Raw genomic sequence first — 24810 nt, 5'->3', positions numbered from 1 at the left:
AGTGCCAAACCCGCCGGGGTGTGCCGGCGGGTTTGCGGGGGTAAACAAGCCCGGCGGAGCCGGAGCGGCATCAGCCGTTGACGTTCAGTTTCTTGATGCCGATGGCCTTGGCGGCTTCCACCAGGCTGCCGGCCTGTTTCTTCAGCGCGGCCACGGTAGCCTGTACCCGCTGGCGGCCGTCCTTGCGCACGATCTCCTGATCGAACGGTGCCTGGATGCCGGCTGCCGCCTGCATGGTGGCTTCCATGTCGCCGGTCACGCGCTCGGCGGCCTTGGCATTGCTGGTGGCCACCAGTTCACGCAGGCTGCTGCCTTTCACCACGCTGCCGTCGGTGCGCTTGTACTCGCCCAGCCACACGTTCTGGATGCCCTTGGCGTTGGTGAATACGTCGCGGTGGGTGTTGTCGGAGAAGCAGGAGTGCTCGTCTTCCTGGTTGCGGCTGTCCAGCGCCACTTCCATGCGCTCGCCGGCCAGTTCGGCGCGCGACAGCACGCCCATGCCCACCATCATCTTGCGCACGGCGTCGTTGTCTTTCACGAAGCGGGCGCGATAGTTGGCCGCATTCGGTTTCCAGGCTTCCACCAGCGTGGCCAGGTCGTCCACCAGTAGCTCGGCCACGGTTTTCAGGTAGGCGCGGCGGCGGTCGGCATTCGCGGCCTTGCCGTCGACAAAATCGCTGACCGCGCGCTTGCCGGCGCCGGCGGCGTCAAAATCCTGGCCCCACAGCAGGAACTCGATGGCGTGGTAGCCGGTGGCGATGTTCTCTTCGCCGCCGCGCTCGTTCAGCGCCGACAGCTTGTCCTTGGTGATCGCCAGCTTGCGGTTATTGATGATGCCGGCACCCGGCTTGCCCTTCACACCATCGATATAGGCTTCGTCCAGCGGCCAGGCATTGAGCTGGCCTTCCGGGCCCTTGTCGTCGTCCACCGGGCCGCCGTAGAAGCGGAACGCCTCGGTCTGGCCGTACGGCTCACGCGCGGCCAGCCATGCCTGGCGTGCCTGCTGCAGGCCCTGCTCGCTGGGCGCGGCGACAAAGGCATTCACCGCGTTCTGCAGGGTGCGGGCGGCCTGGTAGGTGTCTTCGTAGCTGGCGAAGACGATCTGGCCATAGGTTTCCGCCACCGCGGCGCGGTTGATTTCGGCGGCAGTAGCCAGCGGCGACAGCAGGGCAGTGCCCAGCGCCAGGACGAGCAGGGTTTTGCGCATGTTGGGGTATCTCGGGGTGGTTGGCTGAAAGATGACAGGGATGATAATTATTGGCATTTACACGGTCAAGCGGCGGCCGCTTTATGCGCTGCGGGTTTTTGCAGGCTACAAGCGCGCTGCAGGCTGGGTTATCGCGGCGCTTCGTGCTATGCTTGCGCCCCTTTTTTCTGCGTGACGCGTCACCCAACCCATGCGAGACCCCTGCGATCATTTCACCATCGACCTGATTGGCGGCATCCGCGCCAAACCCGGTCGCAAGCCGCTGGGGGAGCGCGCGATGACACCGGCCGAGCGCAAGCGGCGCAGCCGCGAGTTGCGGCGCAACCGGCTGCAGGAGCTGTCGGTAACGGTGGAGCTGTCGCGCGATGCGCAGAAGGCGCTGGACAAGATGATCGAGTGGTGGGGGGTGAGCAAGAAAGAGGCGATCAACCGCGCCATGCTGATCGCCTGCCAGTCGCAGACCGGCCGTACCGCCTCGCTGTTCGAATTCGAGCTGGAGCCGGCGGCAGCCAAGCGCAAGTCGCGGCGGCACAAGGCGTGAAAGTAAAAAGGTTGGCCGCGGCCAACCTTTTTTGTTGCTCCGCCGGCCGGCGGCTTCAGACGCGGTAGCTGGCGACTTCTTGCTGCATGGCTTCCGACAGCTGGTGCAGGCGGCTGGCCAGCTCGGTCACCAGCGCCGCGGCGGCCGAGTTTTCCTCCGCCATCTGCGCCACGCTTTCCACCTGCAGCGCGATGCTGTTGGCGGCGGTGCCCTGTTCGCGAATGGCGTGGCTGATCTCGCCGGCCAGGTGGCGGTTCTGGTCGGCCACCTCGACGATGGAGCGGATCGCGCCGCGCGCCTTGTCGGCGTCTTCCACCCCGGTGGCGACATTGTTCACCACGCCCTGCATGCGCTCGCTGGCGCTGCTGGACACGTGCTGGATGGCGGCGATGATATCGGCGATTTCCTGGGTGGAGTGCGAGGTGCGCTCGGCCAGCTTGCGCACCTCGTCGGCTACCACGGCAAAGCCGCGGCCGGTTTCGCCGGCGCGGGCGGCCTCGATGGCGGCGTTCAGCGCCAGCAGGTTGGTCTGGTCGGCCACGTCGCGGATCACGTTCACCACCACGGCAATTTCCCGCGTACGGGCCGTCAGCTGCGCCATTTCGCTGGCGGCATGTTCCACCGCGCCGGCGATGCTTTCGATGGACTGGCTGGTATCGCGGATCACCACTTCGCCGTTTTGCGCCCGGCTGCCGGTGTCCTTGGCCAGATCGTTGGCCTCGTGGCTGCGGTCGGCGACATGGTTGATGCTGACGGTGATCTGCTCCAGCGCGGCGGCCATGGTGGAGGCCGACTCGCTTTGGGTGTTGGAGCCGGCCGCCACTTGCCGCGCCGAGCCGGCCAGCTCGGTGGCCGACTGGGTGACATCGCGCGAGGCGGCCACCATGGTGCGCAGGCTGCCGTGCAGTTTTTCGATCAGCCGGTTGAAGGCGCCCAGCATGTCGGCGATCTCATCGCGGCCATCGGCCTGGCAGCGGGTGGTGAAATCCAGCGATTCGGTCAGCTGCTGGATGCTGTGCTGACCGCGCTTGACGCTGCCGACGATGCGGCGGTAGCTCCACAGCCCCAGCAGTGCCAGCAGGACGATGTTGGCCGCAGTGATGATGCCGGAAATCAGGCTGGCGCTGCTGCTGACCTGTTCCGCCTGCTGCAGCGCGGCATCGGCCTGCTGCTGGTTGAAGCGGATGTGCTCGTCCACTACCTGTTGGGTGGCCTTGAAGTGGTCGCGCGCGTCGCGTGCCAGCTGCATCGCCTGCTCGGTCTGGCCGTCGCGCGATGCCGCCAGCACTGCCTGATATTTGCCTTGCAGCAGTTCCAGCCCGCTTTTCAGGCGGGCGAGATAGCTCTTTTCCTGCTCGCCGGAGGCCAGCGCCTCGTACTGGGTCAGGTTCTGTTGCAGCTTGGCCAGATTGGCCTGGTAATCGGCTTCGATCTCGGCCTTCTTCGCCGGATCGCTGGCCATCACGTGCGCCAGCAGCGAGTTGCGGGTTTCCACCAGGCTCTTGCCGGCAACGCCGAGGACCTGTGTGGTGGGCAGCACGTCGTGCCCCAGGCTGGCAAGCTCGCTGTTGAGCCGCTGCATCTGCAGGAAGGAGTTGCCGGCCAGCAGCAGGGTGCCCAGCACGGCAACGGCGATCATCAGGGCCAAGCGTTGCGAGATTTTCATGTCAGTCTTTCGTCATGTAATGAAACATCATTTACAGTATGACAAAAGATTGTGACAAGCGAGTTTTTACGCTTTGCTTATGCGTCCCGTACGGCTAAGGCCAAGGGTCTAGCTCTGGCGTTTGCCGCCGGTCAGCTGGTGATGGGCGGCCAGTACTAGGTAGCTGTCGCGGGCCAGCTGTTGCAGCGCCGCGGCCTGCGGGTGATCGGCGAACTGCAGTTCGGCATCGAATGCGCGCAGCGCGCGGCGCACGCTGGTGCATACCTCGACCGCGGCGTTGAAGTCGGCGGCGCACAGCACCTTGCCGTTGCGGATGCGACGGCCGTACACCGCCGCCATCTGCGCGTACTTGCCGGCCAGCTCGCAGTCTTGCCAGGCGGTGTCTTCGGCCAGGCCGGCAAACAGCGTCAGCGCCAGTTGGCAGGCGCTCTCGGCCTGGGCGAAGCGCTGCTGCTCCGCTTGCTTATGGTTGCCCGGCTTGCGGCTCTTGTCGTTCATGCGGATTCTCCAGCGTAGAAACATTCGGCACACACCGCGTGGTAGCGGCTTTCGTCGCCGATTTCCACCTGCGGGCCGTGATGCAGGCGCCGGCCGGCAGCATCGGTGCGGATGTGCATGGTGGCCTTGCGGCCGCAGGTGCAGATGGTCTTGATCTCTTCGATGTCCTCGGCCAGCGCCAACAGCCAGGCTGCGCCCGGAAACGGCTCGCCGCGGAAATCGCTGCGCAGGCCGAAGCAGATCACCGGCAGCTTGCGGCTGTGCGCCAGACGATGCAGCTGGCGCACCTGCTGCGGGGTGAGGAACTGCGCCTCGTCCAGCAGGATGCAGGCCAGGTCGCCGTAATCGCCGGCCAGGAAATCATGCTCGGCATCGAAGGTGTCGGCGTCGCGCTGGATGTCCAGCCGCGAGGTGATCTTGCCGCGGCCGTAGCGGTCGTCGATGGCGGCGGTGAACAGCCGCACCTGCTTGCCCATGGCTTCGTAGTTATGGGCGATCTGCAGCAGCATCGTGCTCTTGCCGCTGTTCATCGCGGCGTAGCGGTAGAAGAGTTTGGCCATGGCGGCGGTGTGGAGCGAAAAGGGCGGCCATTGTACCCGCCGGCCGGCGCGGGGTGAACAGCGCGTTCCTTACGTTAACGTCACTGTGCGGTTATCATTGCTGCGCTGCACATATAAACAGCCTGCTTCATGGGCAGGCTGCAACAACAAGGGCTGATACATGGAAAAGCAATTGCCGCTGATGGATACCCGCTACATCACCATGCGCTGGGGCGACATGGATGCGGTTGGGCATCTGAACAACACCTATTACTTCCGCTACATGGAGCAGATTCGCGTGGAGTGGCTGGAAAACGCCGGCTTCCCCATCGACCCGGCCGGCATCGGCCCGGTGCTGGGGCAGACCAGCTGCAGCTACAAGCGCGAGCTGACCTACCCGGCCACGGTGGCGATCAGCATCGAAGTGGAAAAGGTTGGCCGCAGCAGCCTCAAGCTGCGGCATCACTTCTACCTGCAGGGCGACCCTGCCACCGTATACGCGGTGGGCGAGGCCACGCTGGTATGGGTGGACTACCAGGCCGGCAAGACGGTATCGATTCCGGAGCCGATTCGCGCGCTGCTGCGCGCCGCCGGGGCGGAGGCTTGATGCGGCCAACCTTCCACGCCTGCGCGTGGCGCTGGGCGGGGGAGGTGGCAAAGCAAGCCGTCGCTCAGTAGTCGTAGATATGCTCAAGCTCGACCGGTTGCTTGTGTAGCTGGCGCAGACGCTCACCAAGCTGGCCAACACGCGTGACCAGTGCAACGCGCTTGCGCGTGGGTTCGGTTAGTAGTGGCTGCTCGAATAGCAGTTGGTCTTTGCCGCTGCCCGGCTGCCAGTTGGCTGGCGCCAGTATGGTGAGCAGTAACTTGGCGTGTGGCGGGTTGCCGGCAATTTCGTGAAAATTGGCGCCTTGCTGCGCCAACGCCTCTGCATGGGAGCGGAAGGCTTCGTAGCGCGGCAGGCTGAGCAATTGGCGGCCATCCGGCAGTGTTTGCAGCAGGTGAACATCCGGCAGCTGTGCGTCTGGAGCGGCAGGCTGGTCGAGTACCACGAGGGTGGTCAGCAGCTCCTTGCCATAGCTGGCCTGGGTGGCTTGCTTGATCAACCAGCCATAGCCTGCCTTGACCAGATATTCGCTGCTCAGCGCGTAGCGCCGCTCCCATTTGCGGAACAGGCTGTCCCCACCGGCGGGGAGTTGCCATAGCCCATGCATGGCCTGCGCGAAATCGTATTCATACCAGGGCAGGACGCGGATGAAGTTCACATAATCCTGCGCAACCCGGGCCGCGTAGCGTTCTTCCACGGTCGGGGCCGGGCCACGCAGCCATTCGCCCAGTCGGCCAAGGGTGCGTTCGTAGGCCAGCCGCAGGCCGTATTCGACGGTGGAGCTGCTGGCGATCACCAGAATCATGACGTGATAGCCGGTGTTGAGCGGGTAGCTGGCGGTGGCCTCGGTCACGCGGGCATAGCTGGCCCACAGTTGACGGATATGGCCCCAGAACGGGAAGTCGCTCAGCGGCCGGTCGGCCGCTGCATAGCGCGCGTATTCAGCCGGGCTGTGCACCAGAAACCATTCGGGATAGGTCAGGAAAGTCTGCTCCTCGTTGCGGCGGTTGGCATCGGGGGTGATGGGGCCGCTGACAGCCAGCAGGCTAACCAGCAGCAGGCTCAGCAAGACAAGGCGGCGCATCAGTAAGCCTCCTTGGTGAAGGCCATCAGCACATTGTGGCTGGGGTCGTGCGCTTGCAGCAGGCGTTGGCCACTGTCACGCAGGCCGACTTGCGCCAGGCGTTCGACCCAGGTGGCGATATCGACGAAATGGCGGCGCTCGGCGACATTGACCGACCACGGCTCGCCCAGGCCGGCATTGAACACTGTGTGCGCCAGGGATACGAATGCCGCCATCTGCGGATTATTGACATCGTGGTCGCGCAGGATGAAGGTGCCGCCCGGTGCCAGGATCCGCGCGATGCTTGCCAGGAAAGGCATCAACTTGTCCGGTGCGATGTGATGCAGGCCGATGTAGCAGCTCACCAGCTCCACGCTCTGGTCGGCAATGTCATTGCTGGCGATGGGGGCGTAATCGCCTAGCGGGACAAAACGGGCCAGCTGCCGCAGACCGCCGCGTTCGACAACATCGACGGGGCTGTTACCTGGGGCGCGATCATGAATCAGTACCCGATCGCCCTGTAGCCGCAAGGCGTGCTGCAGCTGGCTGAGGTAGCGCCCGGTACTGCCGATCTCGACATAGCCAAGAAAGCGTCGCCGCTCGCCCAGCAGTTGCAGGGTCTGGCGTGTCATTTCGCGCTTTTGTTTGGCCAGGGCGGGCAGCGCGTAGCGGAGCTCGGCGAGGATGGGCTTGATGGTCCGCAGGTTCGCCTGGATGCGGCGGTAGATGGCTTCGTCGCCGCCACCCTCGAGCACTGAATCCAGAATCAAAGTGTGGAAGCGGTCTTCCGGGTAAAGATGGAAGACGTTTTGCAGAAAGCGGTAGAAGTGATCCTGCCAGACGGTGTCACTGTAGATGGCATCGAAGTCGCCACGCGGTGGGCGCGGCGGCGGGGTGGCGTTGAGGGTGGGCGCGTAGTATTTGTCCCACAGCGCATTGCGCAGTCGGTAGTGTGGGTCGAGTTGCCGCTTGAGGGCAAACAGGGACAAGGCCCCCGGATAGGCACGGTGGAATTGCTCGGGTGTGGCGTGCAATTGGTAGGGCAGGTAATAGGTTCCACCTGCCGACAGCACCGCCTCGATCAGCTCCCGTGTCCAGATGGCTACCCGGTTGCAGGCGTTGCGGCGTGTTCGCTGCTTGTAGTACAGCACGAAGGCAAATGTCTCGCCCCGTGCCCAGGCCAGCAGGGTGCCGGGGTCTGCGGCGGCGTGGCGAATGGAGATGTTGAGCACATTGGCACGATGGCGCTGCAGGATTTCTGCCATTTTCGGCACAAACTGCTCCAGCTGGCCGACAGGTATGAAGTATTCCTGCAGCACATAGGTGCGCTGCAGGCGTGATAGCGGCTCCAGTTCGGCGGCATCGTAACCCGCCTCGTAGTTGCGCCAGTGCACCGGCTTGCCCAGGTACAGCAGGGGGTCGAGCAGGTGCTCGCGGCGTTCGCGCCCCAACGGGGTTTCGGACATGGCCCACAGCAAGTATTTGTGCAGCGGGTATAGCCGGCGATGGCTGTGCAGGCGCTGCGTCACCGTGACCGGGTGCTTGGTCTCCGTCCAGCTGACCGCCCTGAGCTTTTGGTAGTGTGGCGCGTAGAGGTCGGCATTGTGGAACACCACGCCGCGCTCCTCTCGTACCTGCGGGCCGAACCACGGGCCGTAATTGGCCAGTGACATCTTGCGGCTGCTGCGCTGCACGCGCACATTGTTGGTCAGCTGCAATTCGACCTCGACGATGATGCCGATGGCGCCATAGCCGCCAATGGCGGCATAGAACAGCGCAGGCTGCTGGCTGGGGCTGGCTTGTTCTAGCCGACCGTCCGGCAAGACCAGGGCGATTTGCCGCACCGACAGGACAATCGGCCCCACGCCCATATAACGTCCATGCGCATTGACCGACAGCGAGCCGCCGACAGTGAAGTTGGCATAGGTCTGCATGATCATGACCGATAGTTCATGCGGATCGATAAAGGCCTGGATGTCGCACCAGCGGATGCCGGCCTGTACGCGTATCGTCCTTGCCTGAGGGTCGAAGCCCAGTACCCGGTTTAGCTGGCGCATATCCAGGTGCAGGCTGCCGGGGCTTGCCGTCTGCCCGCCCATGCTGAAATGACCGCCGCCGACCGATACCGGGCCGTCTGTGCGAGCGAGTGCATCTTGGACTTCTGCCACCGACGTTGGTGCCGAGATCGCAAATACCGGCACTGGATTAAGCTGGGTAACATCGTTGACGATCATGCCGGCCCCTTTGTGTGGATATTCACCTGCAAGTAGTCGCGATGAACGATATAGGGGTCTTCGCCGTATTGGTTCTCGCCCACCGTGCCGCGCAGGCAAGTTAGCCGGAAGGCAATCAATAGTGGACCGAAGACCGGCAGCAGTAGCCACAGCAGCTGCCAGACCGAGCGGCCGCCATCGTGCAGGCGCTTGACCGCCAGCGCCATTGCCATCCAGCCAAATGGCAGCAGCAGTAGCAGCGAAGCAATACGCCCCAGCTGGGAATCAAGGGCAAGGCTCAGGGTGATGAAAGCCGCCAGCAGCAAAGTTGTGCTCGCCCACCAGCTGCTGCGGCGCAAGCGTCCAGAGAATGAGAAAAACAGCTGAACCCAGGCCACGGCGTCCTCCGATGTTTTTTGACGGTTTTGCTTGGAAACGACCCCGCAAGATATCCCGATGGCAAGAGTGCTGTCATCAGCAGTTTCAGTGATAGCCAATAATTCAGATATGGGCAAAGCCGGGCCGCGGCCGGGCAAGCAGGTATAGCCAAGCGAACGGCAAATAAAAATCGGCCGCAGATTGCTCTGCGGCCGATTGTCATTGCTGCCGGATTGATACCCGTGTAGCCCCGTCTCAGGCAAACACCTGCAGCAGTGCGGCCAACTGCCCGCCGGCGGCACTGGGCACCGCCATGCGGCTGTCCACTGCCATCATCACGCTCAGCGCGGTGATGGTGACGATGGAGAAGGCGAACACCTGGCGTGCCCACACGCGATCGTCCACGTCGGCCTTGCGGCCGGACAGTGCCATCTTCAGCCACCACAGGCTGGTGGCCAGCGCCACTACCAGGTAGCCGTAGCCGACGTAGCCGCCCAGCATCAGCATGCAGGTGGCGGCGGTGAAGGCCAGGATGTACAGCACGATCTGGCGCTTGGCCGCCGATACGCCGCGCACCACCGGCAGCACCGGGATGCCGGCCGCCTGGTAGTCTTGGAAGCGGAAGATGGCAATCGCGTAGGAATGCGGCATCTGCCACAGGCAGAACATCAGCAGCAGGATGGCGGCGCCCAGGTCGAAGCGGCCGGTGGCGGCGCAGTAGCCGGCTACCGGCGGTACCGCGCCGGACAGGCTGCCCACCACGGTGCCGTATACCGACTTGCGCTTCATGTACAGGCTGTACACGCCGGCGTAGATCACGAAGCCGAACAGCGCGCAGGCGGTGGCCAGCGCGTTGGTGCCGAACCACAGGGTGGCAAAGCCGGCGATGCCGAGCACGATGCCGTGCGCCAGCGCCGCGCGCAGCGACATGGCGCCGGTTACCAGTACGCGGCCCTTGGTGCGCGCCATCTTGCTGTCGATGTCGCGGTCCACGCAGTTGTTCAGCGAGCAGCCGGAAGCCACCACCAGCGACAAGCCGATGAGGGTGGCCAGCATCTGCAGCAGGTCGACATGACCCTGTGCCGCCAGCAGGTAACCGCCGGCGGTGGAGATCAGGTTGCCGAAGATGATGCCCGGCTTGGTGACCTGCAGATAGCGCTTGAGCTTCACGTTGGCCGCACTCAGCTTGGCATCATCAGCGCGTCGGCGCTGAAGATGATCCATACCGACAGCACCACCAGCAGCACGATCACCAGCGCGGTGAACAGGAAGGCCAGGCTGTTGACGCGGCCCTCGCTGCTGAAGTTCAGGTGCAGGAAGTACTTCAGGTGTACCAGGATCTGTACCACGGCGAAGCCGGCGATGGTCAGCAGGGTGTCGTGCGGGTTCAGGCCGCCGTTCATTACCAGCCAGAACGGGATCACGGTCAGGATCACCGACAGCACGAAGCCGGTCAGGTAGGACGAAACGCTGCCATGGCTGGCGGCGTGGTCGTGAGAGTGGCTCATCAGATCGCCCCTTTCAGATACACCACGGTGAATACGCAGATCCACACGATGTCGAGGAAGTGCCAGAACATGCTCAGGCAGTTCAGGCGGGTCATGGCGCGGCCGGTGAGGCCGGTCTTGAGCACTTCCAGCATCATCACCACCATCCACAGCAGGCCGGCGGTCACGTGCAGGCCGTGCATGCCCACCAGGGCGAAGAAGCCGGACAGGAAGGCGCTCTTGTCCGGGCCGTGGCCCTCGGCGATCAGCGCGCCGAACTCGTGCAGCTCCATGCCGATGAAGGTGGCGCCGAACAGGAAGGTCACCGCCAGCCAGCCCAGGAGGCCGGCCTTGTTGCCCTTGTGGCCGCTGATCATGGCGAAACCGTAGGTGATGCTGGAGAACAGCAGCGCGAAGGTTTCCACCAGCACGAACTTCAGTTCGAAGATGTCGTGGCCGGCAACACCGCCTGCCACGTTGCCCACCAGTACCGCATAGGCGGCAAAGGCGCTGGCAAACAGGATGCAGTCGGTCATCAGGTACAGCCAGAAGCCCAGCTCTACGCTGGCGCCGGCGTCGTGATGCTCGTGGTCGTGCGCATGATCGTGGTCATGCAATGCGTTTACTTGCGAAGTCATGGCTGCTTACACCTGCTCCAGAGTTTTGGCCTTGTGCGGACGGGCGCTGGTATCGCGCTCCTCGTAACGGTCGAAGTCGATGCCCATCTTCTCGAAGCGCTCGCGCTCGATGGCTGCCACTTCTTCCGGCTGCACGTAGTAGTCCTTGTCGTTGTCGTAGGCGCGGGCCAGCATGCTGGCGATGATGCCCACCAGGCCAACGATGGACAGCCACCAGATGTGCCAGATCAGCGCGAAGCCGCACACCAGGGTGAAGCCGCCGATGTAGACGCCGGCCGCGGTGTTCTTCGGCATGTGGATCGGCGCGTACTGCTTGGGAATGTCGTAGGCCACGCCTTTTTCCTTCATGTCGGTGAACGCGTCGATGTCATGCACCTGCGGCAGGGTGGCGAAGTTGTAGAACGGCGGCGGCGAGGAAGTGGACCACTCCAGGGTATGGCCATTCCACGGGTCGCCGGACACATCCACCAGTTCCTTGCGCTTGCGCAGGCTCACGTATAGCTGCAGCAGCTGGCAGCCGATGCCGATGGCGATCAGCACTGCGCCGATGCAGGCGGCGTACAGCCACGGGGTCCACAGCGGGTTGTCGGTGTGGTTCAGGCGGCGGGTCATGCCCAGGAAGCCCAGGATGTACAGCGGCACGAAGGCGAAGTAGAAGCCGGTCTGCCAGAACCAGAACGATGCCTTGCCCAGGCGCTCGTCCAGCTTGAAGCCGAAGGCTTTCGGGAACCAGAAGGCGAAGCCGGCCAGGTAGCCGAACACCGCACCACCGATGATGGTGTTATGGAAGTGGGCGATCAGGAACAGGCTGTTGTGCAGCACGAAGTCTGCGCCCGGTACCGCCATCAGCACGCCGGTCATGCCGCCGATGGAGAAGGTGATCATGAAGCCCAGGGTCCACAGTACCGGCGCGGTGAAGCGCAGGCGGCCGCGGTAGATGGTGAACAGCCAGTTGAACAGCTTCACGCCGGTAGGCACCGAGATCACCATGGTGGCGATGCCGAAGAAGGCGTTGACGCTGGCGCCGGAGCCCATGGTGAAGAAGTGGTGCAGCCATACCATGAAGCCCAGCACGGTGATCACGCCGGAGGCGATGATCATCGAGGTGTGGCCGAACAGGCGCTTGCCGGAGAAGGTGGAGATCACTTCGGAGAACACGCCGAAGGCCGGCAGTACCAGGATGTACACCTCAGGATGGCCCCATGCCCAGAACAGGTTCAGGTACATCATCGGGTTGCCGCCGGCTTCACTGGTGAAGAAGTGGAAGTCCAGGTAGCGGTCCAGGGTCAGCATCGCCAGCGCGCCGGTCAGGATCGGGAACGAGCTGACGATCAGCACGTTGGCCCAGGTGCAGGTCCAGGTGAAGATCGGCATCTGCATCAGCTTCATGCCCGGGGCGCGCATCTTGAGGATGGTCACCAGGAAGTTGATCGCCGTCAGCGTGGTGCCTATGCCGGATATCTGTAGCGCCCAGATGTAGTAATCCACCCCCACGCCCGGGCTGTAGGCCAGCTCGGACAGCGGCGGGTAGGCTACCCAGCCGGTACGGGCGAATTCACCCACGCCCAGCGACAGGTTCACCAGTGCCGCAGCGGCCACCAGCAGCCAGAAGCTCAGCGAGTTCAGGAACGGGAAGGCCACGTCGCGGGCGCCGATCTGCAGCGGTACCACGATGTTCATCAGGCCGGTCATGAACGGCATGGCCATGAAGATGATCATGATCACGCCGTGGGCGGTAAAGATCTGGTCGTAGTGCTCGGGCGGGAAGATGCCGTGCGCGCCACCGGTGGCCATCGCCAGCTGGGTGCGCATCATCAGTGCGTCGGCAAAGCCGCGCAGCAGCATCACCAGCGCCACGATGATGTACATCACGCCGATTTTCTTGTGGTCGACCGAAGTCAGCCACTCTTTCCACAGGTAGCCCCACTTGCCGAACTTGGTGATGGCGGCAATCAGGGCCAGGCCGAGCAGGCCGGCGCCGGACAGCGCCCCCATGATGATGGGCTCGTGGAAGGGTATTGCTTCCAGAGTCAGTTTTCCGAACATTGCTTGATTACTCCTTGACTGCTGCGGGGGCGCACAGGCTCTTGCTGAGCACGGCCAGCTGGCTGGCGCTGAGGCCGGATTCCATCGCGGTCTGGTGGCCGGCCATGTACTTGTTCAGCACGCCGTAGAACAGGCCGGGGGTGACGGAAGAGAAGTACTGCACCGGGTTGCTCTCGCTCGGCTTGAGCAGCGCGGCATAGTTGGCCGCATCCAGCGGCTGGCCGGCGCGGGCCTTCTGCACCCAGCTGTCGAACTCGGCCTGGCTGTTCAGCGCCAGCGCCTTGAACTTCATGCCGGAGAAGCCGGCGCCGCTGTAGTTGGCCGACATGCCGTCATAACTGCCGGCTTCGTTGGCGATCAGGTGCAGCTTGGTCTGCATGCCCGCCATCGAGTAGATCTGGCCGCCCAGCTGCGGAATGAAGAACGAGTTCATCGCCGCGTCGGAGGTGATCTTGAAATTCACCGGGGTGTTGGCCGGGAACGCCAGCTGGTTCACCGAGGCGATGTTCAGGTCCGGGTAGATGAACAGCCATTTCCAGTCCAGCGACACCACCTGCACGTTGATCGGCTTGACGCTGGAATCCAGCGGGCGGTACGGGTCCAGCTTGTGGGTGCTGTTCCAGGTCACGATGGCCAGGAAGGTCACGATGATGATGGGGATGATCCACACCACCGCTTCGATCTTGCCGGAGTGCGACCATTTCGGCGTGTAGGTGGCGCTTTCGTTGCTGGCGCGGTATTTCCAGGCGAAGGCGATGGTCATCACGATCACCGGCACCACCACCAGCAGCATCAGCAGCGTGGCGGTGATGATCAGGGATTTTTCGTCGGCGGCTACCTGGCCCTTGGGGTCGAGAATGCCCCCCTTGCAGCCGGCGAGCAGGGCGGTAATGCCAAGCCCTAGCCATCTTGAAATGTGGGGAAGTGTGCGTTTTATCATCCTGCGACCTTGGTGGTTTTAAACGTAACTTTGCTTGCGGACACCGCGTTGGCGGTGCGACAGGCCGGGTACGTGCTGTGTGCGGACGGTGGGAGGCGGGCCGGAAACGGCCGGGTCGGACAGTGCGCCGGTGCACCGCCGCGGGCAGGTGGCCCGGCGGCTGTCCAAACCTGATGGCATGACAGCGAACATTCGCTGCCCGACTGGCGACTGCGGCCAGGGCAAGCGGGGCGCCACGGCAGGGGTGGGCGGGCGCAACGCTTGCCGTGCCCGGTAAAAGGCTGGCGGAACGAGTCAGGTACTTCGCTTTGAAGAACGGAAAAGCGAATGGAATGGGGTGGTCATTCCATCCTTGGTATGACTGGACGGGCGCGATTGAAAGCGATTTCGCGATCCGCTTCAAGGTGTGGCGGCGAGGCACGGATACAAAGCGGTCGCATTCTGGCCTTGCGTGTGGCCAACTATTTTGCTGCTGTGCAGCAAGTGCTTGAAATCACAGCGACTATGCTTACGGCCTGTTTTGCTTGTGTTACAAGTTGTTACAAAAAAGATTCATGAAAATGCAAGTGTCGCCATGATCTATGTCATGAGTTTTGCAAAATGGCGTGGCAGATTCGGCATTGTTTGATGCCGGTCGAAAAAAGGGCAGCGCATTGCGCTGCCCTGGGTGGCGCCGGCCGCTGCTCAGTGCCCGCTCTTGTCGGCCGGTGGAATCAGGAAATCCTTCGGCCGCCGTAGCGCCAGCTGCAGTACCGCCGGCAGCAGCGGCAACGCATCGGTGCCCTTGAGCTTGCGCGCGCGCAGCGCCACCCACAGCGCCAGGGTGAAGCTCACCAGCAGGTTGGTCATGCCGATCAGCACCACCCCGCCCAGCGCCCACAGCGCCATGCTCAGCGGCAGCTGGTAGTCGTAGCTCACCGCGGCGTAGGACAGGTAGGCCGACGAGAAGGTGATATGGCGGATGTCCAGCGGCAGCCCCAGCAGGAAACCCACCGTGCCGGTGATGCCGAGGAACATGCCGAAGTAGAAATTGCCGGCCAGGCCGCCCAGATTGTGTTCCACGTAGTGCGCCAGCCGGCGGGTGCGGCGCTCGCCCAGCAGCCGGTTCAGCCACGGCAATGCGGCCAACCTTTGCGGAATCTGCCGGTAGATGGCCTTGTTGTCGTAGTAGCCGGCGATCAGCCCGGCCAGGAACAGGTACACGCCGGCAATGGCGGCATGCAGCAGCGCCAGGCTGCCGATCGGGTTCTGGTCCTGCAGCAAATGGCTGGCCTTGGCGATGTCAATCACCGGGCTGCCGGTCACCGCCTTCCAGCCGGCGGCGATCAGCCACGCCACCGGAATCGCCACCAGCACATTGCCGAGAATCGCCACCAGCTGGGTGCGCAGCACCTTGGCCACCAGCTCGGCCAGCTCCTTCAGCTGCGGCTTGCCGTTGGCCTGGTGAATCACCGCGGCAATGCGCGCCGCGGTCATCGCCGGCTGCTTGGTGGCGATGGTGAAGTGCAGCACGTGCACCAGCATGAAGCCCAGCGCGTAGTTGAGGCCGAAGGCCAGCGCCTCCCAGAGCAGCGGCAGGTGCAGCTTGGCCAGCAGCAGCTTGAACAGCGCCATGAAGCCGACGATCATGCCGGCGCCCATCGCCGCCCGCGCCATGTCCTTCCATTCCTTGCGGTTCTCGGCGATATAGTGCTCGCCGTGGCGGCCGGCATGCTCGGTGACCTGGCGCGCCAGCAGCTCGGTGTTGCTGGTGAACACGTCGCGCACGCTGTACTTGCGGTTCTCGGCGCGCACCAGCTCCGCCAGCAGGTGGAACAGTGCACCGTCCTGCGCCGGGCTGATGTCCTGGTCCAGCAGCCGCAGCACGGTGCGCAGCCGCTCGATGTGCTGCGCCAGCCGCTGCAGGTGGTAGGTCAGGCTGACCGACACGCCGCGCTCGGCCGCCACCTTGCGCAGCCGGCCGAGCAGCTGCTCGCACTGCTCCAGCAGCACCAGCATCTGCTTGTTGTCTTCCGGCTGCAGCGTCGGCTCGCTCATCGCCTGGCGCGCGGATTCGACAAAATGCAGCGCCTCGGCCGACAGGTGCAGGAACGGCGACTCGAAGCGCTCGATGTCCGGGTACACCCGCACCAGCTCCGGCTCCAGGCCGATGGCGGTGATGCGCGCGGTCAGCACCTGCACCGCCTCCAGCAGCTGCAGCCGGGTAGGGTTGGCCGCGGCCAACGTTTCTTCGTGCCAGGCCAGCGCCTGCCACAGCTCCTGCCACACCTCCGCCGCGACGGCGCCCACCCAGCGGTAGTCGTCCTTGCCGGAAAAAATCACGCCGAACTGGTCGGCCAGGTGCGCGCTGGAGCGCGCCGGCGGCAGCAGCCGCTCGCCGATGCGGCGCTTGATGGCCTGGGCGAAGGTTTCGTTGGAAAGCAGGCCGGTGTCGGTGTACAGCTGCACCTGGCGCGCTTGCGCCATCAGGTCCAGCAGCGCGTGGCGCAGCGCGGCGCGATGCGAGTCATGCCGGCTCAGCAGGTAGGTGAGGGCACGCAGGTTGCTGGTGGCCTGCACAAAGTCGTCGGCATCGTCCGGCCGCAGCTGGGCCAGCAGCGTGGCCAGGGCGGCGACGGGGGATTCATCCGGCTGGCGCGTGGCCAGCTTGTTAAGCAGTTGATCCATGCGGTTTCCAGAATGAGGGTCGATGCCCGTCGTGACGGCGCCTTGGCCGGGCGGACGGGGAATGGCAAGACAAGTGGCATGCCGGCCGCGAGGGCTGCACACCAGGCGAATAGCCTGAACAGGCTTCATGACAGACAAGCCGTTGCGGGCCGGAGTTCAATAATTTTTTGCCGGCCGCAGCGCAGCGGGCAAGAAAAATGCGGCCAACCCTGGGCAGGTTGGCCGCATGCTTGGCGTGGCGGATGGCCTAGTCGAACTGCAGCTGGCCGGCGCGCGCGTCCACCATGATGGTGGATTTTGGCGGGTAGTTGCCGGCCAGAATCGCCTTGGCCAGCGGGTTCTCGATCTCGCTCTGGATCGCCCGTTTCAGCGGTCGCGCGCCGTATACCGGGTCGAAGCCGGCGTCGGCGATCAGGCTCAGCGCCGCATCGCTCACCTGCAGGCTGATCTCCAGCTTGGCCAGCCGCTGTTCCAGCCGTTTCAGCTGGATGCGGGCGATGGACTTGATCTGCGCCTCACCCAGGCTGTGGAATACCACCAGCTCGTCGATGCGGTTGACGAACTCGGGGCGGAAGTGCGCCTTCACCTCGGCCAGCACCGCCAACTTCACCACCTGGTAGTCGTCGCTGGCCATGCTCTGGATGTGCTGGCTGCCCATGTTTGAGGTCATCACGATCACCGTGTTCTTGAAGTCCACGGTGCGGCCCTGGCCGTCGGTCAGGCGGCCGTCGTCCAGTACCTGCAGCAGCACGTTGAACACGTCCGGGTGCGCCTTTTCCACTTCATCCAGCAGGATCACGCTGTACGGCTTGCGGCGCACCTGCTCGGTGAGCATGCCGCCTTCCTCGTAGCCGACATAGCCGGGTGGCGCGCCGATCAGCCGCGCCACCGAGTGCTTCTCCATGTACTCGGACATGTCGACGCGGATCAGATGCTCCTCGCTGTCGAACAGGAAGCCGGCCAGCGCCTTGCACAGCTCGGTCTTGCCCACGCCGGTGGGGCCGAGGAACAGGAAGGAGCCGTACGGGCGGTTGGGGTCGGCCAGGCCCGAGCGCGAGCGGCGGATGGCGTCGGCCACCACGGTCACTGCCTCGTTCTGGCCCACCACGCGCTGGTGCAGCACCTCTTCCATATGCAGCAGCTTCTCGCGCTCGCCGGTGAGCATCTTGGCCACCGGAATGCCGGTCATGCGCGAGATCACCTCGGCAATCTCCTCGGCGCCGACCTGGGTGCGCAGCAGGCGGTTGGGCTTGTCGTTGCTGCCGGCGGCCTCGGCATCCTTGAGGCGGCCTTCCAGCTGCGGCAGCTTGCCGTACTGCAGCTCGGCCAGGCGCTGCCAGTTGCCCTGGCGCTTCAGTTCATCCATCTCCACTTTCAGCTGCTCGATCTCTTCCTTGATCGACTGGCTGCCTTGCTGGCTGGCTTTCTCCGCCTTCCAGATTTCCTCCAGGTCGGCGTAGTCGCGCGACAGCTCGTCGATTTCGTCCTCGATCAGCTGCAGGCGCTTGCGGGAGGCCTCGTCGGTTTCACGCTTCACCGCCTCGCGCTCGATCTTCAGCTGGATCAGGCGGCGGTCCAGCTTGTCCATTTCTTCCGGCTTGGAGTCCAGCTCCATCTTGATCTTGGAGGCGGCCTCGTCGATCAGGTCGATGGCCTTGTCCGGCAGGAAGCGGTCGGTGATGTAGCGGTGGCTCAGTTCGGCGGCGGCGACGATGGCCGGGTCGGTGATGTCCACGCCGTGGTGGATCTCGTACTTTTCCTGCAGGCCGCGCAGGATGGCGATGGTGTCTTCCACCGTCGGTTCGTCCACCAGCACCTTCTGGAAGCGGCGCTCCAGCGCGGCATCCTTCTCGATGTACTTGCGGTACTCGTCCAGCGTGGTGGCGCCCAGGCAGTGCAGCTCGCCGCGCGCCAGCGCCGGCTTGAGCATATTGCCGGCATCCATGGCGCCGTCGGCCTTGCCGGCGCCGACCATGGTGTGGATCTCGTCGATGAACAGGATGATGTTGCCCTCATCCTTGGCGATGTCGTTCAGCACCGCCTTCAGCCGCTCTTCGAACTCGCCGCGGAACTTGGCGCCGGCGATCAGCCCGGCCATGTCCAGCACCAACAATTTTTTGTGCTTCAGGCTTTCCGGCACCTCGCCGTTGACGATGCGCTGCGCCAGGCCCTCGACGATGGCGGTCTTGCCCACGCCCGGCTCGCCGATCAGCACCGGGTTGTTCTTGGTGCGGCGCTGTAGCACCTGGATGGCGCGGCGAATCTCGTCGTCGCGGCCGATTACCGGGTCCAGCTTGCCGGCGCGGGCGCGTTCGGTCAGGTCGAGGGTGAATTTCTTCAGCGCCTCGCGCTGGTTCTCGGCATCGGCACTGTCCACGTTGTCGCCGCCACGCACCGCGTCTACCGCGGCGTGGATGGCGGCGCTGCTGCCGCCGTGCTGCTTGAGCAGACGGCCGGTTTCGCCCTTGTCGTCGGCCAGCACCAGCAGGAACAGCTCGCTGGCGATGAACTGGTCGCCGCGTTTCATCGCCGCCTTGTCGGTGAGGTTCAGCAGATTGCCCAGCTCGCGCGACACGGTGATCTCGCCGCCGGTGCCGGTGACTTTCGGCAGCCGGGCCAGCGCGTCGCGCAGGCTGTTCTTCAGCGCGCCGCTGTTGACGCCGGCGCGCGCCAGCAGGCTGCCGACGCCGCTGTCGGCGTCGTCCAGCATCGCCAGCAGCACGTGCTGTGCCTCGATGTAGGCATTGTCCTCGCCCAGCGCCAGGCTTTGCGCCTCGGCCAGCGCCTGTTGAAACTTGGTGGTCAGTTTTTCGAATCGCATGCCATGCACCTCGTGTAACGCTTGAATACCTGCAAGTTTGGGCAGGCGTTGCCGGATTTCAAGCACCTGCCGGCAACAGGCGCTGCGTTTGCGGCGTGGTTTGATGGTAGACAAAAAAACAGCCCGCGAAGGGCGCGGGCTGGTGGGCAAAGGTTGGCCGCATGCGGCCAACCTTTGATCTATTGCGGCTGCTTGCGGATCAGCGCTCGCAGCAGGAAGCGGCTGGGGTGGATGGCGTCCATCAGCGGTTTGGGCAGCGGCAGCGGCTCGTCTTCCAGCAGGCTGGCCAGCACTTCGCCGCACAGCGGCGCGGTGACCATGCCGCGCGAGCCGTGCGCGGTGGTCACGAACAGGCCGGGAAGCTCCGGCGCCGCCGTCTCCGGCTGCAGCGTGGCGTCGCGCGCCAGCATCGCGTACTGCGCGGCAAAGGCGTCGCGGTCCACCAGCGGCCCGGCGATGGGCAGGTAGTCCGGGCTGGTGCAGCGCAGTGCGGCGCGGCCGCTGCAGTCGTCGGCGCCCAGCCGCTCGCCGCCCAGCGCCTGGTACAGCGCCGGCGCCATATCGGCCAGCATGGCCAGATTCTCCTCGTGCTCGCCCGGCGTGGTGTCGCCGGCCGGCTGCTCAAACTTGAAGGTGGCGCCAAAGCAGTGGCTGTCATGACGCGCCGGCGAGATATAGCCTTCGCCGCAGATCACGCTCTGCAATGCCCGGCTGGCGGCGGTGGCGGGCAGCACCGACACCTGCCCGCGGATGGCTTTCAGCGGCAGGTGGCTGCTGGCGGGGAACAGGCGGGCATCGTTGGCATTGGCCAGCACCGCGATGCGACCGCTGGCCAGTTCGCCCTGCGCGCCGTGGGCCAGCCAGTGGCCGTCGCTGCCGCGTTGTACCAGCTCGCTGACGCTGACGCCCTGCAGCAGCCGGATATTGGGATGCGCCAGTAGCTGCCGCACCAGCGCCGGCGGGTGCAGCCAGCCGCTTTGCGGGAAGTGTAGCGCCGACTGGCTTAGCGGGATGCCGGCCAGCGTGCTGGCTTCGTCGGCATCGACTGCGCGCAGCAGGCCCTCGGGCAGACCGGCGGCGGCCAAGCCTTGCTGCCGTTTTTGCTCGCCGGCATCGTGCGCCAGCTGCAAGACGCCGCAGGGCTGCCAGCTGTCTTCGCCCGGCGGCAGCTGCGCGTGCAGGGTGCGCAGGCTGTAGCTGTAGCCGGCCAGCAGCAGGCGGGTAAGCGGGGTGAAGTGCGGCGACAGCTTGGTGTACAGCACGCCCTGCGGGTTGCCGGAGGCTTCGCTGGCCGGCGCCGGCTGGCGATCCAGCACCGTCACCTGCCAGCCGCGCAGCGCCAGGCTGTGCGCCACGCTGGCGCCGGCAATGCCGGCGCCGATCACGATGGCGCTGCGCTCGCCGGCGGGTAGTGCCGGGCGGGCGTACCACGGCGCCTGCCAGCTGGCGGTCGGCGCCTGCGGTAGGCTGCCGCGGCACATCGCCCATTTGCTGCCGTGGCCCGGCACCTTTCCTACACTGAAACCTGCCTCGCGCAGCCCGCGGCGCACGCTGCCGGCGCAGGTGAAGGTGGCGAGGGTGGCGCCGGCGGCGGACAGCCGCACCAGTTGCGCAAACAGTGCCGGCTGCCACATTTCCGGGTTGCGCGCCGGGGCAAAGCCGTCCAGGAACCAGGCATCGATGCGGGCATCCAGCTGCGGCAGGGTGTCCAGCGCATCGCCTACCAGCAGAGTCAGCGTGACGCGGCCGTTTTCCAGGACGAAGCGGTGCCAGCCGGGCGGCAGTTCGGCGTATTGCTGCAGCAGCTGCCCGGCCTCACGCGCCAGTTGCGGCCACAGCGCCAGTGCGCGCTGCAGGTCGTCCGGGCGCAGCGGGTGCTTCTCGGTGCTGACAAACGCCAGCCGCGCGCTGGGCGGCGCGTGCTGCAGAAAGGTCTGCCATGCCACCAGGAAGTTCAGCCCGGTGCCGAAGCCGGTTTCGCCGATGCAGAACAGGCCGTGCTCGCCCAGCGCGGCAAAGCGCTGCGGCAGCTGGTTGTTGGCGATGAACACGTGGCGGGTTTCGTCGATGCCGCTATTGCGGGAGAAATACACGTCGTCGTAATCGCTGGAACGGGGTTGGCCGCTGCTCCAGTCGATACGGGCGCTTTGAATGGGGGAGGACATGATTGTGCTGCGCTGCAAGCGAGGTAACTTCTGAACGGCGCATAGTATGCCCGCAGTTGGCGCCGGCAGACACGCGCTGGCGCAAGATTTGTGCCGTTGCGGCCGGCTTTGCCCCGTGTCCGGCGCGGCCAGCCGCCAGTGTGGTGCGCAGGGTACAGCCTCGGCAGGGCGGGTGGCGCCGGCAAGCGTATGAAATGTATAGATATTTGATTGTCTACAGTCGCCAGTGCGGCGGGCGCCGGCAAAGCTGGCCGATAATTTGCATGTCAGTCGTGACAGGTTCTATAGAATCGACAGCCTATTACAGACGCGGTGCATGAGATCCATGACAGCGCGCCCTTGAAACGTGGAGACGGAAATGAAACACGCGATGCGTATCGGCACGCGGCTGGTGCTGGCCCAGGTCGTTCTGATGGTGCTGTTGGTGGCGGCATTCATGCTGCCTGCCTATTACTTCTCGCAAAAGCTGCTGCAGGCGCGCACCCAGGCGGTGCAGCAGCAGCTGATCAGCCAGTCGGTGAACATGATCGAGGGCTTCGACGACGCGCTGAAGATTTCCGCGGCGCAATTCGAGCGCATGTATGTGGCCAGCTTCCCGGCTGCCATTACCCTGGTGCCGGGGCAGAATATGGCGCTGGAAGGCGCCGGCGAGGTGCCGGTGCTGAAGGCCGGCGACATGGTGCTCAACAACAACCACGATCTGGCCGGCGAGTTCGCCATCCGCAGCGGCAATGCCGCCGCGGTGCTGGTGCGCGCGGGCGATGATTTCGTACGCATCTCCACCTCGCTGCTGACCGCCGACGGCAAGCGCGCGGTGGGCAGCAAGCTGGAGCGCGATAGCGCCGCCTACGAGCGGCTGCTGAAGGGCATGCCCTACCAGGGCAAGATGGTGCTGTTCGATAAGGAATACGTGGTCAGCTTCAGTCCGATCAAGGACGAGCAGGGCAAGGTGGTGGGCGCCACCTCGGTGGCCATCGGCGCCAGCGAGGGCGTGGGTGGCCTTCTGGCGCGGCTGACCAAGGTGCGCATCGGCGAATCCGGCCATATCAATATCGTGGACGTGAACAAGGGCGGGCGGGATTACGGCCGCTTCGTGCTGCACCCCAAGCTGTCCGGCCGCGGCGTGGACAAGGATCTGGACACCAGTGGCCAGCCGTACCTGCAGGCGCTGCTGGACAGCAAGAGCGGCAGCCTGGCGGTGCGGCTGCCGGGCGACAACGGCAAGCCGGTGGAGCACATGCTCAGCTGGCAGCGGCTGGATGCCTGGGGCTGGCTGATCGTCAGCGACGAGCTGGCCAGCGAGCTGCAGCGTGACAACCGCCTGCTGCTGCAGGGGCTGATCGGCGGCTGCGTGCTGCTGCTGGTGCTGATGTCGCTGGCGCTGTGGGTGCTGACCGGCCGGCTGGTGGGGCGCCCGGTGCGCATGCTGGTGCGGGCGGTGGGTGAGGTGCGCGACAGCCACGACCTGACGCGGCGCATCGACGTGGCGCGCCGCGACGAAGTGGGCGAGGTGGCTGATGCCATCAACAGCCTGCTGGAAAACTTCCGCCATGCGCTGAATCGCACCAGCGAGCATGCCTCCGAGCTGGAGTTGGCCGCACGCGAGCTGGCGGACAAGGCGGCTGCTGCGGCCAACTCGTCCGGCGAGCAGCGCGAGAGCGCCACGCTGATGCACGGCTACAGCCAGCAGCTGGGTGGCAGCGTGCACCAGATCGAGCAGGTGGCCGGCGAAGCCAGCCGCGCCGCCAGCGCGTCCAGCGACGCGGCGACGCAGGGCAGTCGCAGCCTGGTGGCGGCGGTGGAGGAAGTGAACCGCATCTCCGGCACGCTGGATGCCGCCGCCGGCAGCCTGCGCAGCCTGGAAGACAGCGCACAGCAGATTTCCACCATCATCGGCGTGATCCACGACATCGCCGAACAGACCAACCTGCTGGCGCTGAACGCGGCGATCGAGGCGGCGCGGGCCGGCGAGATGGGCCGCGGCTTTGCCGTGGTGGCGGACGAGGTGCGCAAGCTGGCCGAGCGCACCAGCGCGGCCACCGGCGAGATCTCCGGCATGATCGGCTCGATGCAGACAGCCACCGGCTCGGCGGTGGACGCCATGCGCCAGTCGGTAACCTTGGCTGCCAACGGCGCCGCCATCACCGGCGAGGCGCGTCACGCCATCGACAGCATTCTGGAGGCGTCGCGCGAGACCATGGCGGTGGTGACGCAGATTCACCAGCGGCTGGTGGAGCAGCGCGCCAGCGTACAGCAGATCGTGACCCAGGTGGAGCAGGTGGCGAACCTGGCCGGGGTGAGCAACGAGGCGGCCAACCGCTCGGCGGAAACCGCGCAGCACATGACCGGGCTGGCCAATGCGCTGCGCGATGAGGTGAATGTGTTCCGTACCTGAGCCAGCGGTGACCTACCAGCAAAAACGGGCCGTCAAGGCCCGTTTTTTTATGCGCGGCGGCGGCTGTGTTGCTTGCGACGCAGGCGGCTTCCCTCGTGAACACCCGCCGGTCTTGGGTCGCCATGCGGCGGTGCATCCCTGGTCGCTACCACGCTCCCAGGTGCGCAAGGTTGGCCGCAGCCCGTTGCCGCAACGGCAGGTAGTCGTCATTGCTCAGTGGTGTAAAGCCGCGGATGCGCAGCAGCTGCAGCGTGGCTTGCAGCGCGGGGTCGGCAACGCAGTCAGCCAGCGACTGGCGCAGTAGTTGCACCACGGCCGGCGGCGTGTGCCTTCCGGTGATCAGCGGCAGGCCGGGGACGAGGGCGCTGTGGCCGATGCAGCGCAACTGGGCGAATACCTGTGGTTCCTCCCTGGCCAGCAGCCAGGCACTGACGCAGTCGAGCGCGGCGATGTCGGTGCTGCCGTCGGCCACCAGACGGGCGGAATAACGGTGGCCGCCGCTGAACCGCACCTCGCTGAAAAACGGTTGCGGCTGCGGCAGTGCCGCCACCAGGCTGCGCAGCGCATGGTAGCCGGACTGCGAGTGAGCTTCGTTGCAGGCGGCGCGGGCGCCGCGAAAATCGGCCAGCTGCTGCCGCGGGTCGTCGTGGCGCACCAGCAGCTGGCTGCTGTAGTGGTAGCCGCGACAGCCGGGTACCTCGTAATGAAACGCTCCCAGTACGGTGACCGTGTCCGCCAGCAAGGCGGCGACCGGGTAGCCGCAACTCTGGCTCAGCAGCAGTTGCGGCGCGCGCCAGTGCGCCAGGTAGTCGTCCGGCTGCATCAGCGTGGCCGGCAGCTCTGCCAGCCCGCCGGCCTGCAGGCGCTGGCGCAGTGCGCCCCAGAGTTCGGCCAGCGCCGGCGCGGCGTGCGGGTACATCGGCAGGCTGCACAGCATGG

The 24810-nt window shown here is 65.1% G+C and carries 19 protein-coding genes; 3 read left to right on the top strand and 16 right to left on the bottom strand.

Annotation, left to right across the window (positions count from 1 at the left end; translation table 11 throughout):
• Window positions 1-70: 70 nt before the first annotated feature.
• Entirely contained in the window at window positions 71-1207 is a 1137-nt protein-coding gene (locus tag ACFOLG_RS08635) for an imelysin family protein (RefSeq protein WP_386090788.1), read from the bottom strand.
• A gap of 190 nt (window positions 1208-1397) precedes the next feature.
• Here ACFOLG_RS08635 and ACFOLG_RS08630 point away from each other — a divergent pair, with 190 nt between their 5' ends.
• Complete coding sequence (locus ACFOLG_RS08630) at window positions 1398-1748, top strand: hypothetical protein (RefSeq protein ID WP_386090786.1); 351 nt, start codon at window positions 1398-1400, stop codon at window positions 1746-1748.
• A 55-nt stretch (window positions 1749-1803) separates the two neighbouring features.
• On the opposite strand, the gene ACFOLG_RS08625 is transcribed toward ACFOLG_RS08630, so the two are convergent.
• The 3 genes from ACFOLG_RS08625 to ACFOLG_RS08615 all read right to left on the bottom strand — a co-directional run bounded on the left by ACFOLG_RS08625 (window position 1804) and on the right by ACFOLG_RS08615 (window position 4472).
• A complete protein-coding gene (locus ACFOLG_RS08625; RefSeq protein ID WP_386090784.1) occupies window positions 1804-3414 on the bottom strand; it encodes a methyl-accepting chemotaxis protein in 1611 nt (536 codons plus the stop codon).
• A gap of 108 nt (window positions 3415-3522) precedes the next feature.
• Window positions 3523-3912, bottom strand: a complete 390-nt coding sequence (locus ACFOLG_RS08620; RefSeq protein ID WP_386090782.1) for a hypothetical protein — start codon at window positions 3910-3912, stop codon at window positions 3523-3525.
• Entirely contained in the window at window positions 3909-4472 is a 564-nt protein-coding gene (locus tag ACFOLG_RS08615; protein ID WP_386090780.1) for a thymidine kinase, read from the bottom strand. The genes ACFOLG_RS08620 and ACFOLG_RS08615 overlap by 4 nt, the downstream gene beginning before the upstream one ends.
• 160 nt (window positions 4473-4632) lie before the next feature.
• On the opposite strand from ACFOLG_RS08615, the gene ACFOLG_RS08610 reads away from it, so the two are divergent.
• Window positions 4633-5058, top strand: coding sequence for an acyl-CoA thioesterase (locus tag ACFOLG_RS08610; protein WP_386090779.1), 426 nt, complete (start codon window positions 4633-4635; stop codon window positions 5056-5058).
• Between the two features lie 64 nt (window positions 5059-5122).
• Here the strand turns inward: ACFOLG_RS08610 and ACFOLG_RS08605 are convergent, their stop codons facing one another.
• The 11 genes from ACFOLG_RS08605 to mnmC form a co-directional block, all read right to left on the bottom strand.
• Complete coding sequence (locus ACFOLG_RS08605; protein ID WP_386090777.1) at window positions 5123-6142, bottom strand: hypothetical protein; 1020 nt, start codon at window positions 6140-6142, stop codon at window positions 5123-5125.
• Window positions 6142-8355: an FAD-binding protein gene (locus ACFOLG_RS08600; protein WP_386090775.1), complete on the bottom strand. Its 2214-nt coding sequence runs from the start codon at window positions 8353-8355 to the stop codon at window positions 6142-6144. Before ACFOLG_RS08600 ends, ACFOLG_RS08605 begins: the two co-directional genes overlap by 1 nt.
• Window positions 8352-8831: a DUF805 domain-containing protein gene (locus ACFOLG_RS08595; protein ID WP_386090773.1), complete on the bottom strand. Its 480-nt coding sequence runs from the start codon at window positions 8829-8831 to the stop codon at window positions 8352-8354. The genes ACFOLG_RS08600 and ACFOLG_RS08595 overlap by 4 nt, the downstream gene beginning before the upstream one ends.
• A gap of 136 nt (window positions 8832-8967) precedes the next feature.
• Window positions 8968-9936, bottom strand: a complete 969-nt coding sequence (cyoE, locus tag ACFOLG_RS08590) for a heme o synthase (protein ID WP_386090771.1) — start codon at window positions 9934-9936, stop codon at window positions 8968-8970.
• A complete protein-coding gene (gene cyoD / locus ACFOLG_RS08585) occupies window positions 9894-10220 on the bottom strand; it encodes a cytochrome o ubiquinol oxidase subunit IV (RefSeq protein WP_386090769.1) in 327 nt (108 codons plus the stop codon). Before cyoD ends, cyoE begins: the two co-directional genes overlap by 43 nt.
• On the bottom strand, window positions 10220-10837 hold the full coding sequence (cyoC, locus tag ACFOLG_RS08580; RefSeq protein ID WP_386090767.1) for a cytochrome o ubiquinol oxidase subunit III: 618 nt from the start codon (window positions 10835-10837) through the stop codon (window positions 10220-10222). The genes cyoD and cyoC overlap by 1 nt, the downstream gene beginning before the upstream one ends.
• Window positions 10838-10843: 6 nt before the next feature.
• Window positions 10844-12883, bottom strand: a complete 2040-nt coding sequence (gene cyoB / locus ACFOLG_RS08575) for a cytochrome o ubiquinol oxidase subunit I (RefSeq protein ID WP_386090764.1) — start codon at window positions 12881-12883, stop codon at window positions 10844-10846.
• Between the two features lie 7 nt (window positions 12884-12890).
• Complete coding sequence (gene cyoA / locus ACFOLG_RS08570) at window positions 12891-13823, bottom strand: ubiquinol oxidase subunit II (protein WP_386090762.1); 933 nt, start codon at window positions 13821-13823, stop codon at window positions 12891-12893.
• Window positions 13824-14507: 684 nt separating this feature from the next.
• Window positions 14508-16490 (bottom strand): site-specific recombinase, encoded by a 1983-nt coding sequence (locus tag ACFOLG_RS08565; RefSeq protein WP_386090760.1) that lies wholly within the window; start codon window positions 16488-16490, stop codon window positions 14508-14510.
• A 247-nt stretch (window positions 16491-16737) separates the two neighbouring features.
• Window positions 16738-19311 (bottom strand): ATP-dependent chaperone ClpB, encoded by a 2574-nt coding sequence (clpB, locus tag ACFOLG_RS08560; RefSeq protein WP_386090757.1) that lies wholly within the window; start codon window positions 19309-19311, stop codon window positions 16738-16740.
• A 179-nt stretch (window positions 19312-19490) separates the two neighbouring features.
• Window positions 19491-21476 (bottom strand): bifunctional tRNA (5-methylaminomethyl-2-thiouridine)(34)-methyltransferase MnmD/FAD-dependent 5-carboxymethylaminomethyl-2-thiouridine(34) oxidoreductase MnmC, encoded by a 1986-nt coding sequence (mnmC, locus tag ACFOLG_RS08555; RefSeq protein WP_386090755.1) that lies wholly within the window; start codon window positions 21474-21476, stop codon window positions 19491-19493.
• Between the two features lie 358 nt (window positions 21477-21834).
• Here mnmC and ACFOLG_RS08550 point away from each other — a divergent pair, with 358 nt between their 5' ends.
• Window positions 21835-23871, top strand: coding sequence for a methyl-accepting chemotaxis protein (locus ACFOLG_RS08550; RefSeq protein ID WP_386090753.1), 2037 nt, complete (start codon window positions 21835-21837; stop codon window positions 23869-23871).
• Window positions 23872-24016: 145 nt separating this feature from the next.
• Here ACFOLG_RS08550 and ACFOLG_RS08545 read toward each other — a convergent pair whose 3' ends face one another.
• Window positions 24017-24808 carry a phosphate/phosphite/phosphonate ABC transporter substrate-binding protein gene (locus ACFOLG_RS08545; RefSeq protein ID WP_386090751.1) on the bottom strand — a complete coding sequence of 264 codons (792 nt, stop codon included), beginning with the start codon at window positions 24806-24808 and terminating at the stop codon, window positions 24017-24019.
• Window positions 24809-24810: the final 2 nt, after the last annotated feature.

The organism is Vogesella facilis (assembly GCF_042648525.1).
GTDB lineage: Bacteria > Pseudomonadota > Gammaproteobacteria > Burkholderiales > Chromobacteriaceae > Vogesella > Vogesella facilis.
This window is presented reverse-complemented; position numbering and strand designations above follow the sequence as displayed.